The organism is Enterovibrio sp. FF113 (assembly GCF_041439165.1).
In the GTDB taxonomy this organism is placed as follows: domain Bacteria; phylum Pseudomonadota; class Gammaproteobacteria; order Enterobacterales; family Vibrionaceae; genus Enterovibrio; species Enterovibrio norvegicus_A.
In genome coordinates, this window is record NZ_JBGONO010000018.1 from 1 (window position 1) to 12460 (window position 12460).

Annotated in this window: 9 protein-coding genes; 5 read left to right on the plus strand and 4 right to left on the minus strand. The window is 47.1% G+C overall.

Going from position 1 to position 12460, the window contains the following annotated elements; translation table 11 throughout:
• The first annotated feature begins 424 nt into the window (after nt 1-424).
• Nucleotides 425-1387 carry an integron integrase gene (locus ACED36_RS14855; RefSeq protein ID WP_029486120.1) on the plus strand — a complete coding sequence of 321 codons (963 nt, stop codon included), beginning with the start codon at nt 425-427 and terminating at the stop codon, nt 1385-1387.
• A 241-nt stretch (nt 1388-1628) separates the two neighbouring features.
• On the opposite strand, the gene ACED36_RS14860 is transcribed toward ACED36_RS14855, so the two are convergent.
• On the minus strand, nt 1629-3143 hold the full coding sequence (locus tag ACED36_RS14860) for a fumarate hydratase (protein ID WP_029486122.1): 1515 nt from the start codon (nt 3141-3143) through the stop codon (nt 1629-1631).
• A 320-nt stretch (nt 3144-3463) separates the two neighbouring features.
• Here ACED36_RS14860 and pabB point away from each other — a divergent pair, with 320 nt between their 5' ends.
• From pabB to ACED36_RS14880, 4 genes are all read left to right on the plus strand, one after another.
• A complete protein-coding gene (gene pabB / locus ACED36_RS14865; RefSeq protein WP_371733493.1) occupies nt 3464-4834 on the plus strand; it encodes an aminodeoxychorismate synthase component I in 1371 nt (456 codons plus the stop codon).
• An 88-nt stretch (nt 4835-4922) separates the two neighbouring features.
• Entirely contained in the window at nt 4923-5618 is a 696-nt protein-coding gene (locus tag ACED36_RS14870) for a CoA pyrophosphatase (RefSeq protein ID WP_371733494.1), read from the plus strand.
• Nucleotides 5619-5819: 201 nt separating this feature from the next.
• Nucleotides 5820-7085 carry an HAAAP family serine/threonine permease gene (locus ACED36_RS14875; protein WP_017007570.1) on the plus strand — a complete coding sequence of 422 codons (1266 nt, stop codon included), beginning with the start codon at nt 5820-5822 and terminating at the stop codon, nt 7083-7085.
• Between the two features lie 194 nt (nt 7086-7279).
• Complete coding sequence (locus ACED36_RS14880; RefSeq protein ID WP_017007571.1) at nt 7280-8641, plus strand: L-serine ammonia-lyase; 1362 nt, start codon at nt 7280-7282, stop codon at nt 8639-8641.
• Nucleotides 8642-8816: 175 nt separating this feature from the next.
• Here ACED36_RS14880 and ACED36_RS14885 read toward each other — a convergent pair whose 3' ends face one another.
• The 3 genes from ACED36_RS14885 to nfsA form a co-directional block, all read right to left on the minus strand.
• Entirely contained in the window at nt 8817-9395 is a 579-nt protein-coding gene (locus ACED36_RS14885) for an RNA polymerase sigma factor (protein ID WP_016958053.1), read from the minus strand.
• A 455-nt stretch (nt 9396-9850) separates the two neighbouring features.
• On the minus strand, nt 9851-11074 hold the full coding sequence (locus ACED36_RS14890; RefSeq protein ID WP_017006653.1) for an OFA family MFS transporter: 1224 nt from the start codon (nt 11072-11074) through the stop codon (nt 9851-9853).
• Nucleotides 11075-11504: 430 nt separating this feature from the next.
• Nucleotides 11505-12227, minus strand: a complete 723-nt coding sequence (gene nfsA / locus ACED36_RS14895) for an oxygen-insensitive NADPH nitroreductase (RefSeq protein ID WP_371733495.1) — start codon at nt 12225-12227, stop codon at nt 11505-11507.
• Nucleotides 12228-12460: the final 233 nt, after the last annotated feature.

Consider the following 12460-nt stretch of genomic DNA (forward strand, 5'->3'; position numbering starts at 1 on the left):
GTTTGAATAGCCGAACCTCGCCTTTTGCCTTTGCAAGCAGCCCTTGGGATGCTTGATCTTTTCTGGCCACTGATGGCTTGTTTGCAACACTTTCAATGGTAAGCGGCGATCCAAAACCAAACCGCTTTTTTGTTGAGAAAACCACTGTGGTTTGGCGCTCAAAGTCGCTGCTTACATGTAAGTAAAATTACAGCGTATAACATTTTAATAGACATCAAAGTGGTGCATTTAAACACCCCAACATGTCCCATAATAACGGATGCCCACTTTTTCTTAGTGAGCAACATATTGTTTTCAAAAACCTTATTGCGCACATCTCAAAGTTCGCAAGAGGAAACACCCCAAAACGGCGTCGGTGAATATTATGCACCGTCATTAGCTAAACTGGATGCATTCACAGTATCCAAAAGGCAGTAAAACAACAATGACGTCCCCCTTTCTTCAAATGATAAGCGAGAAAATGTATGTTCAACGCTACGCGAAGCGGACCATACAAGCGTACCTTCATTGGATCTCAACTTACATCCGGTTTCATCAAATGCGTCACCCTTCAACAATGGGCGATAAAGAAGTCGAAGAGTTCCTCAATGATCTCGTGAACAAAAAAGATGTAGCGGCAAACACACAAGCGCTGGCTCTAAACGCCTTGGCCTTTCTTTACAAAGAAATTCTTGATAGCCCACTGTCACTAAAGCTGAATTTCGTTTCAAGCCAAAAAAAGCAAAAGCTTCCTGAAGTGCTCACACACAGTGAAATAAAACGCTTTTTAGATTGCTGCCCGCCCACGCACCATCTCGCCTGCTCGCTCATGTATGGCAGCGGTTTACGCCTGATGGAAGCGGTGCGTCTGCGCGTAAAAGACGTTGATTTTGATTTTCGCTGCATCAAAGTTATCGATGGTAAAGGCGGCAAGAACCGTGTCGTCACACTCGCCCCCGAGCTATTCAATGCCCTTCGTGCTCAAATTCAACACGTCGATTATGTGTTGAACCTAGATAATAACAATCCGCGTTTCTCCGGCGTATGGATGCCACACAGGCTTCGAGAAAAATACCAAACCCAATCCCGAGCATTGCCATGGCAATACCTGTTCCCGTCCCAAAATCTCAGCGAAGACCCTGAAAGTGGTCTCGTTCGCCGCCATCACATTGACGAAAAGCAGGTGCAACGAGCCGTACGAACAACCACAAAATTGGCTGACATAAAAAAACATGTCACGCCACACACATTGCGCCACTCATTCGCGACACACTTACTGCAATCAGGGGCAGATATTCGTACTGTCCAAGCCCAACTAGGTCATTCTGATGTGCGAACCACACAAATCTATACGCATATTCTACAGAACGGTGCGCAGGGTGTGACCAGCCCACTCTCTCGTATATAGCCCTATATTTTGCCACGCTACCGCCCCTGAATAGACCTTCAGTAATGGGTAGTTAGACAATGTAATAATGTTATCGCCATGTGAGTAAGAATGGAGCACAGGAAAGTATTTTTGCAGGGGAAGTCTTGAATATGAGACGCGCTGTTAAATGTTGACTCAGTAAGCCTTTGCATTGACAGGTATTTATAATAGAAAGAAGCCGCAACACTCGCTGCGGCTTTGACACTAAATATTGATGGCGTTAACCGTCCATTTCGGCGATTTTTACTTTCCATGTATCCGGGCCAATTTGGTGCGCGTTGTCTCCGCGCGAATCAACCGCCACGGTCACTGGCATGTCTTCCACGTCAAACTCGTAAATGGCTTCCATTCCCAAGTCTTCAAACGCGACTACGCGCGCTTTTTTGATTGCCTTAGCAACCAAATAAGCCGCACCACCAACTGCCATCAAATACACCGCTTTATGCTGCTTGATAGATTCAACCGTCGCAGGGCCGCGCTCGGCTTTACCGATCATGCCCATTAGGCCTGTGTCACCTAGCATCATCTCGGTGAACTTATCCATGCGCGTTGAGGTTGTTGGGCCTGCAGGGCCTACCGCTTCGTCGCCCACAGCATCAACAGGACCAACGTAATAGATGAAGCGACCGTTGAAGTCCACACCTTCTGGCAGGCCTTCACCGTTGTTCAACATTTCTTGAATACGTTTATGCGCGGCATCGCGACCGGTTAAGATCTTGCCAGACAGAAGCACAGTTTCGCCGGTTTTCCACTCTTGGATGTCATCTTTGGTGATATTGTCTAGGTTCACCCGACGAACATTTTCGCCCACTTCCCATGTCACTTCTGGCCATTCTTCTAGCTTTGGTGGCACCAATTCCGCAGGGCCTGAGCCGTCAAGGGTGAAATGCACGTGGCGCGTTGCCGCACAGTTCGGGATCAAACAAACGGGTTTAGACGCCGCATGGGTCGGGGCGGTTTTGATCTTCACATCAACCACGGTGGTCAAGCCACCAAGGCCTTGTGCGCCAATACCGAGTCGATTTACACGGTCAAAAATATCTAAACGAAGTTCTTCTTCCGCATTTTGCGGGCCGCGATCGATAAGCTCTTGAATGTCGATGTGTTCCATCAACGATTCTTTCGCCAGTACTGCCGCTTTCTCAGCCGTACCGCCAATGCCTATACCCAGCATACCCGGTGGACACCAACCCGCCCCCATGGTTGGCAGCGTTTTTTCTACCCACGCCGCTACATCGTCAGAAGGGTTCAGCATTACCATTTTGGTTTTGTTTTCTGAACCGCCGCCCTTGGCTGCAATTTGAATTTCTACCGTGTTGCCTGGCACCATATTGATGTGCACAACCGCTGGCGTATTGTCTTTAGTATTAAGACGTTTGCCTGCAGGGTCAGCAACCACAGACGCACGCAGAGGGTTATCGGAATTGTTGTAAGCGCGGCGTACACCTTCATCGACCATTTGCTGCACGGTCATGTCGCCTTCCCACTGAACATTCATACCAATGTTCACAAAGCAGGTGACGATCCCCGTATCCTGACAAATCGGGCGTTTGCCCTCGGCAGACATACGAGAGTTAATAAGAATTTGCGCGATGGCGTCTTTAGCTGCTTGGCTTTGCTCTTTGTTGTAGGCCTTTTCAAGGGCTTGAACAAAATCGATAGGGTGATAGTAAGAAATGTACTGCAGGGCGTCAGCGACACTGTCGATAACGTCTTCCTTACGAATGACGGTCATAGTTGCCTCTTTCATTGTTATGATTCCTTGGCGCTGCCTGCTCGCTTATTGGTGCGGGCTAAACAGAGCTTCCAGTAAAGCGTTCTTATAGTCAAAGCGTAGGCCGCTTTTGGGGGAGCGACCTAACTGTATCTTTGTATGTGTCAAACACATGATAGACAGGCATCATGCCCGAAACCGTTCGTGTGTTTTGCTTTCCACGTTGTGCTAAATGCAAAAACTGCCTGTTGGCGGCTTGAGTATAAACCCCGCGAATATGATACTCTTACGACCCAATCAGCGCCAATTGACGCATCAATGCCGATCACAAAAACACGAAAATGACAGAATCCAGACGAACGCCTATCTCTTTGCAGTTTCTTGAGTACTCTCCGTCAGCGCTCACGTCCTTATTTTCTCGAATCGAACATTTGCCTTGGGCCATGCTGCTGCAATCTGCTGCGCAGTCACACCCCGACAATCGATTCGACATTCTCGTTGCCGATCCCATTGCCACTTTGTGCAACGAAAACGGCATTAACCTAATTCGCTATCGTGATGGACGAACATCTGCCAGCGAGACAGATCCGTTTGAAGAACTTCACGCACTGCAAACAGCACTGCTTCCGAAACTTGACCATATCGCCCCTTGGCCTTTCTTAGGCGGCGCGTTAGGGTATTTCAGTTACGATTTAGGGCGTCAGGTCGAAACACTGCCAGCATTAGCCATGCGGGATATCGATATCCCCGATCTAGCAATCGGCATTTATGATTGGGCGATCATTGCTGATCATCAGGAAAAGAAAATGGTTGTCATTCAGCCTGAAGGTGAGCAGCGTTTGGTTTGGCTGAATAAACAATGTGCGCCTGAGCAACAAGACTTTACGCTTGAAGGCCAATGGCAAGCGAACATGACGCCGCAAAGCTATACCGAGAAGTTCAATTGCGTACAGGCATACCTCACATCCGGGGACTGCTATCAAATTAACTTAGCACAACGTTTTGAAGCCCCTTATCTTGGCAGCGAATGGGAAGCGTATCAGCGTCTTGCCCACATTAATGGGGCGCCATTTTCTGGGTTTATGCGCATGGAAGACAGCGCCATTCTTTCTGTGTCGCCAGAACGTTTCTTGCAACTGCATGACCAAGCCATCGAAACCAAACCGATTAAAGGCACGCGTCCTCGAAGCGACGATCCAAAAGTAGATGCAGATAACATCCACTGCTTACAACATGCAGAGAAAGATCGCGCAGAAAACCTGATGATCGTGGACCTGCTTCGTAATGATATTGGCCGTGTTGCCTCGCCAGGTTCAGTAAATGTGCCTAAACTTTTTAATATTGAGACATTCCCAGCCGTTCACCACATGGTCAGTACAGTAACGGGAACGCTCTCGGAAGGAAAACATGCCACGGATTTGCTCCGCGCGTGCTTCCCTGGCGGTTCCATTACCGGCGCACCAAAGGTCAGAGCAATGGAAATCATTGAAGAACTCGAACCTCACCGTCGAAGCATTTATTGTGGCAGCATGGGATATATCAGCCGTTGCGGCACGATGGACACAAGCATCACGATTCGCACGCTTGTTTGTCATAAACAACGTATCTATGCATGGGCAGGCGGTGGCGTTGTTGCAGACAGTGAAGCCGCATCGGAATTTCAAGAAACATTAGACAAACTCAGCAAAATACTGCCGACCTTGTCTAAGTAAAATAGCTTTCGTCAGTATGGTCTTCCCATACGCAGCCTTCATACACAGTATTGGCAAACACAGTATTGCAAGCACCTAGGAAGTACGCATGGAAAATGCAGCAAGGATGAACAGCACAAACACGTTGAATCAATCTGCTATTTTGGCGCCTCAGACGCGCCAAAGCCCCATGCGACCCCTTTCTCGAAACTGGCTGGTTCAACGCTTTAGCCTCAGCCCCAGCCACAATTACGACGAGCGCGTGATACAACGCGCTACCGACGCCATGAAACGCCAGGTAGGGAGTGAGTTACGCCCTGCAGCCGTGATGATTGCGCTGGCAGAGAGAAACGGTGAATTGCATGTCTTGCTAACCAAGCGCGCCACGCATTTGAAGCATCACCCCGGCCAAATTAGTTTCCCTGGCGGCAAAGTCGAAAATTCAGACCAAGACATCGTCGAAACGGCGATCAGAGAAATGGAAGAAGAGATCGGTGTCTGCACAAATCGTGATGATCTTCTCGGCTGTTTGGCGTCATTACCTACCGTCAGTGGGTATCTCGTCACACCGGTTATCGCATTTGTTGATCCTTCTTACTCCCCCATCATCGATTCCAACGAAGTCGATACGCTCTTTGAAGTTCCACTCGCTCAATTTTTGAGACGAAAAGCCATCCGCAAGCAACCCTTTCTCGTTCGCGGAAATACCTACGACATCTATGCCATGAGCTACCAAGAACACCTGATTTGGGGCGTTACCGCACAAATACTTCATTCGCTCAGCCGGCAACTTTCCCTAAACTAATTTTTATTTTATAAACTATTTTTAGGGTGTTTAAACATAGTTTTTAAACCATAAAAATTGACGAAGGCGTCAGAACAATTAAATTCGTCGCACGAATTATTATTGCCACAAAAAGTGATCTTCATCACTTTATCGTATGCAAAAATGTAAATAATACGCATCAGATTCAGATCCGTTCCGTATTATTTTGGTGACTAATTGATGAATACTCACTCCACCGTAACTTCCAGCGCAGACAAAATGAAGTGGTCAGCGCAAGACACAACTTGGATGCTATCGCTGTTCGGAACAGCTGTAGGTGCAGGTATCCTCTTTCTTCCAATCAATGCAGGCTTAAACGGATTCTGGCCCCTGGTTGCTCTCGCTGTTCTGGTAGGTCCTATGACTTATCTGGCTCACCGTGGTTTGGCACGTTTTGTACTGTCATCTAAAAAACCAGGTAGCGACATTACTGAAGTGGTTGAAGAGCACTTCGGCGCGACAGCGGGTAAACTCATCACTTTGCTATACTTTTTCGCGATTTACCCAATCGTTCTGATTTACGGCGTTGGTATTACCAACACGGTTGACTCTTTCATGGTTAACCAGCTAGGCATGGAATCACTTCCACGCGCTGTACTTTCAATTGTTCTTATCCTTGGCATGATGTCTGTCATGCTGGCTGGTGAGAAACTGATGTTGAAAGTGACTCAGTTCTTGGTTTACCCGCTAGTGACCATCCTACTGTTCATGTCTGTTTACCTTATCCCTGATTGGAACATGTCTGCACTGCAGCAAGTACCTACTGTGGCCGATTTCTGGACCACGATCTGGATTTCTATTCCTGTATTGGTCTTCGCGTTTAACCACAGCCCTGCAATCTCTGCATTCTCTATGGCACAAACGCGCAACTACGGTGACGACGCAGAACGTAAAGCGAAACAAATCCTGATTCGCACGTCTGGTATGTTGCTTGGCTTCGTTATGCTGTTCGTGTTCTCTTGCGTACTCAGCCTAACGCCTGCTGACCTTGCAGAAGCAAAAGCGCAAAACTTGGCGGTTCTGTCATACCTTGCGAACAAGCACGACAGCCCATTCATTTCTTACTTGGGTCCTGTTGTTGCGTTCGTTGCTATCGTCTCTTCTTTCTTCGGTCACTACATGGGTGCACGTGAAGGTCTGAACGGTCTAATCATCAAGCAACTGCGTTCACGCAACAAAACAGTTAACTTGAAGAAAATCGACATGTTCACCGTGACGTTCGTTATCATCACTAGCTGGATTGTAGCAACCATCAACCCAAGCATTCTGGGCATGATCGAGTCACTGGGTGGCCCAATCATCGCAACGATTCTGTTCATCATGCCGATGTACGCAATCAAGAAAGTACCCGCGATGCAGAAGTACGGTGGTAAGGCGAGCAACATCTTCGTGACCTTCATGGGTCTAGTAGCAATTTCAGCGATTATGTACAGTTTCGTATCGTAATAAATCGTGTAGAATAGCCACGAATTATAGAGCAGGATGCTTTTCACGCATCTTGCTCTTTTTGCTTTCTAAATCAGTAACCCCAGACTTCTCCTACGGTACTGATTTACGTCGCCTCCATGGATGGATAAACGAAAAACTAAATCCAAATGTTCGCTTTATGTAAAACGCGGGCATTGACTGAGGTATGACTAATGATCAGCGTTTTTGACATCTTCAAGATCGGTGTAGGCCCTTCAAGCTCTCACACTGTCGGCCCAATGAAAGCCGGCAAATCTTTCATCGACGATTTGCGTAGCAAAGAAATGCTCCGTGACACGACCAAAATCACCGTTGATGTCTATGGCTCACTCTCTCTTACAGGTAAAGGTCACCATACCGATGTCGCGATCATCATGGGTTTGGCGGGTAACACCCCTGAACATGTAGATATCGATAGCATTCCGGGCTTTATCGCACGCGTTGAAGAAACCGAGCGTATGCCCGTTGGCATGCATTGCCATACGGTGGATTTCCCACGTAATGGTGGCATGAACTTCCACAACACCAATTTGCCATTGCACGAAAACGGCATGCAAATTCATGCGTGGAACGGCGAAGAGAAGATCTACACCAAAACGTATTACTCTATCGGCGGTGGTTTCATCGTTGATGAAGAAAACTTTGGCAAAGAAGACGCTAACAAAATCAAAGTCCCTTACGATTTCAACAGCGCTGAAGAACTGCTGAGTCATTGTAAAGAAACCGGATTGTCGATCAGTGCCGTTGTCATGGCTAACATGCACGCCATGCACTCTGAAGAAGAGATCCAAACCTATTTCGGTAACATTTGGCGCACCATGCGCGAGTGTTTAGATCGCGGCATGAGCAACGAAGGTGTTCTACCTGGCCCTCTGCGCGTTCCACGTCGAGCTGCAGCGTTGCGTCAACAGCTTATCTCGTCTGAGAAATTCTCAAACGATCCGATGGCAGTGATTGACTGGGTAAACATGTTCGCGTTTGCAGTTAACGAAGAAAATGCAGCGGGCGGTCGCGTAGTCACAGCACCAACAAACGGCGCATGTGGCATCATCCCTGCGGTTTTGGCGTACTACGACAAGTTCATCCAGAACGTTGGCCCACGTGAATATATTCGCTACTTTGCAGTAACTGGCGCGATTGGTGGCCTTTACAAGCAAAACGCGTCTATTTCAGGTGCGGAAGTTGGTTGTCAGGGTGAAGTGGGTGTTGCTTGTTCTATGGCTGCAGCCGGTCTTGCTGAACTGATGGGCGGTAGCGCACAACAGGTGTGTATTGCTGCTGAAATCGGCATGGAACACAACCTTGGTCTCACGTGTGACCCTGTCGCTGGTCAGGTACAGGTTCCTTGCATCGAACGTAATGGCATTGCTGCAATGAAAGCGATCAACTCAACGCGTATGGCGCTTCGCCGCTCGTCTGAGCCTCGTGTTTCTTTGGACAAGGTTATTGAGACCATGCTGGAAACCGGCAAAGACATGAACGCGAAATACCGCGAAACGTCTCAAGGCGGTCTAGCCATTAAAGTGATTTGCTAACACTCTCAGATCTGCCACGCGCATATCGCTAGGCTGACTGAAATAAGAAAACCGCCAATTTGGCGGTTTTCTTTTATTAATGGTAAACGTTTAATGTCCTTCGCTTTATATACCTGAGTGACCTCGATATACAGAATCACCCGCATGTTGAGGTGACTCGGGTATAAATCTACTCTCACGCAATCGCGAGCAGCCCCTCTTCTCTCACCACATGTTTCTCAGCCGCATCAATCGCTCGGTATAAACGCATTTTCGTTGCGCTTAACCCCAGCCCCAATACATTGCTGATCTCTTCCAACGACAAGTCATGCTCAAACCGGAGCACAAGAATTTCCTGCGCCGTTTTCGCTAACGATTTCACCGTATGTGAAATGCCATCTTCTGTTGTGACCGGACATTTTTCTTCACTGCCCGCTTCTTCTTGTGTCTCGTCAGAGACAAAGCGCTGTGCATGAGTCGCGCGCTTTTTTAAATAGCTTCTGCACTGGTTGTCTGCAATTGCATATAGCCAGCTTCTGAATGCTGCTTCGCCGCGGTAGGCATGGATGTAGCGGTAACTCCGCACTAAGGTTTCCTGCAATACGTCATCCGCATCATAAGGACACCCCAACCAAGCCATGCATCGACGATGTAATGGTGACAAATAGCAAGCGACCAGCTGGTCAAAGTAATTGCGGGCTAAGGGATGCCCCGCCTGAATCTTGTCTATTTGTTCACGCTCACTGTTCACACAGGTTGAATCCACTGAATGCATGTTAATACCCTCCTGGTATTCGGTGGTGAACACAACCTAGCCAATGCGGGATCAACAATCAAACGCTGTTTTCTATTCAGGCGTATCTAAAAAAACATACAAAAAACCGACAGGTCTAACCACTCTTAATGAACACTGTTTTATTTTCAGTGACTTACTGATGTCTATATAGAACGGCGTTCAATTACACTAAAGAATGTAGGTATTTATCATGTCTCATTAATTCTCATGGGTGGAACACAATATTAGAATCGAACACTGGTCTGACCATAAATTCAACCCTTCTAAATACTGACAAAATGCTGGAAATGGGGAGAACGCATAAGAAAAAGGTTAGAGGGGACAATCAAGTGTTGAGGGGGAAAGACGCGAAGTTCTTGGTCAATGAGACATTCTTCAGCCATTAAAAAACCCGCTCAATGAGCGGGTTCTTCGAAACGTATTACTGTCTGCCGTTACGCGGCAACTTGCTGTTCTTGTGTTTCCGTCGCTTTCACTGGTTTAGTGATAACTGACAGAACAACCGCAACACCCAGCATAACTGCACAAACAGTGTAAGCCATCACGTAGTTACCGGTCATGTCTACTGCAGTTGCAGCAACAACAGGACCAATGAAGCCACTCACACCCCAAGCGGTGTAAAGCACGCCATAGTTACCACCGTAGTTTTTCAAACCGTAGTAATCAGCAGTGATAGATGGGAATACCGCCAGAAGCGTACCGTAACCAACACCGGCAACAGCAGCGCCAACCATCAGGGTGAACTCAGTGTTGTAGGTTGCAAACATCATCATGTTGATGCCTTGCATGATGAAGGCCAGCATCAGGGTTTTTAGACCGCCGATTTTGTCAGACAAGATACCTGCTGCAACACGGCCACCAGAGTTAAAGATAGCCAGAACAACAACTAGGAAGGCGACTTGCGTCAAATCAGATTGGTTGATCGCGATAGAGGTAATGTTACCAATGACCATCAGACCCGCAGAAGACGCCAATGCGTACATCAGCCACAGTGAGTAAAACTGTGGCGTCTTAACCATCTCACGCCAACCTACGTTCATATCACCCGCGCCTTTCTTAGCCACGTAGCCAGCAGGTGCTTCTGGGGTGTAATCCGCAGGTGGGTTGTTAATAGTGCAAGCCAATGGCACAGCAAGAACCAAAATACCCACACCGAGGATCAAGAAACTGGTGTTAACACCGTAGTGAGTGATCAGAGTCGATGTCAGTGGCGCAAGGTAAACCGCAGCCAAACCAAAACCCGCAGCAATCAGGCCATTAACCAGACCTTTCTTCGAAGGGTGGAACCACTTCATTGCAGCAGGAGCAAGACACGCGTAACCGAAGCCGATACCACAACCTGTGATAACACCAAAGCTCAGCAGTAGCGTCATTGGCGTGGTAGCAAAGCTAGAAACGATCATGCCGATACCAACCATAACAACACCCAAGATCAACACTTTACGTGGACCCATACGGTCTTGAAGGTTACCCGCTACCAACAAAGAAATGGCGAAACAGATGGTTGCAACGGTGTAAGGCATTGATGCATCGGCGTTTGACCAACCCTGCTCTACCAAAGACTGTTTGAAAACAGACCATGCGTACAGAATACCAATACACATATTGATAAAGAAACCGGCAGCAAGAACGCCCGTAGCTTTGTTCAGTTTTTTCATGTTACAACTCAATAAAATCACGACTAAAAGGTGTCGCTGGAAAAACCCAAGTTCCAAGACCTAACTGCGTCACCTATAACAACAACCAAACCGTGTTAACGCTATGACTAATAAAGACATACGGCTAAAAACGGTTCAATTCCATAAATTATTTTTGGCATTTCTCAAATCGAGTGAGAACAACCAAAGCGCGCGGAGTCTAACAGGGATTCATAACGTGATCAAAATCTACTTTTATTTAACGCGAAAAAAGATTTTCGAATGATGAAGAAGTAGACAAGAAATGTAACATAGACAGCTTTATTACGACGGGTGAAATAGCAATAAGCTATTGTTATAATTAAATTTACATGAAAAATATTTTGTTACACCCTGACACATGTTAATGCCATTCGCACATAAAGTTACCGTGTCGTAACAAGCAAAATGACTACTTAACGGCGAAGCCTTTACTGTGTAAAAAATCACGCATAAATGGGCGCGATTCTTTGTCCAGCGTAGCTGAAATCTGTTCACTCCAGCTCATCGTTCTATTGCCACCTGTGCGCGTTGAATAGTATTCACGAACCACGTCGTCGTATTCGGCTAAGCGTGTTTTATCCATCGGCTGATATTTATCTTCGTGGACCATCAAATCAACAGGCAAACGGGGTTTAACTTCTGGGTCTTGCGCCGGATAACCTAAACACAAACCAAACAAAGGGACGACTTGTTCAGGAAGTTTAAGAAGATCACTGACTTTGTCAGGATTATTACGAAGCCCACCAATATATACGCCTCCCAACCCCATCGACTCTGCAGCAACCAATGCATTTTGCGCCATTAGCGCAGCATCTACCGCCCCGATTAACATTTGCTCCGCAAATCCGACTTTGGCATCCGGCTTTATCTGTAAGTGGCGATTGTAATCCGCACAGAAAACAAAGAATTCAGCCGCCTCCATCACATAGGCTTGATTGCCTGCATACTCAGCAAGCAAGCGACGTTTCTCTTTATCTACGACTCGAATGATGCTGGTGCACTGAATGAAACTCGATGTCGATGCTGCACGCGCACAGTCAATAATCGTGCAACGCTGTTCATCTGAAATTGGCGTGATCTCAAATTGACGAATCGAACGATGGGCTAAAAGCGTCTCTATGGCAGCATTCATGTTCTCATCCTTATCATTAGGGTAGGTATTATTCTCATCCGGTTCGGTCCTTACTATACCCAAACACGCAACCTCAAGATGCTTGTTTACGTATACCTGCGTGTTTCTCGCCATCGAATGGTCAAAATTTCATTGATAGCTTTCTCCGATTGGAATAAAAGTTAAAACCTTCTTTTATCTTACAATCGCATCAGGCATAGTTTGCACAAGTCAGATGATGAAGCCGCATGGAT

Excerpts from the sequence above, each read along its gene's own strand:
- ACED36_RS14870 (WP_371733494.1), top strand. The coding sequence starts at position 4,923 with ATGGAAAATGCAGCAAGGATGAACAGCACAAACACGTTGAATCAATCT.
- ACED36_RS14855 (WP_029486120.1), top strand. The coding sequence starts at position 425 with ATGACGTCCCCCTTTCTTCAAATGATAAGCGAGAAAATGTATGTTCAA.
- nfsA (WP_371733495.1), bottom strand. The coding sequence starts at position 12,227 with ATGAATGCTGCCATAGAGACGCTTTTAGCCCATCGTTCGATTCGTCAA.
- pabB (WP_371733493.1), top strand. The coding sequence starts at position 3,464 with ATGACAGAATCCAGACGAACGCCTATCTCTTTGCAGTTTCTTGAGTAC.
- ACED36_RS14875 (WP_017007570.1), top strand. The coding sequence starts at position 5,820 with ATGAATACTCACTCCACCGTAACTTCCAGCGCAGACAAAATGAAGTGG.
- ACED36_RS14890 (WP_017006653.1), bottom strand. The coding sequence starts at position 11,074 with ATGAAAAAACTGAACAAAGCTACGGGCGTTCTTGCTGCCGGTTTCTTT.
- ACED36_RS14880 (WP_017007571.1), top strand. The coding sequence starts at position 7,280 with ATGATCAGCGTTTTTGACATCTTCAAGATCGGTGTAGGCCCTTCAAGC.
- ACED36_RS14885 (WP_016958053.1), bottom strand. The coding sequence starts at position 9,395 with ATGCATTCAGTGGATTCAACCTGTGTGAACAGTGAGCGTGAACAAATA.
- ACED36_RS14860 (WP_029486122.1), bottom strand. The coding sequence starts at position 3,143 with ATGACCGTCATTCGTAAGGAAGACGTTATCGACAGTGTCGCTGACGCC.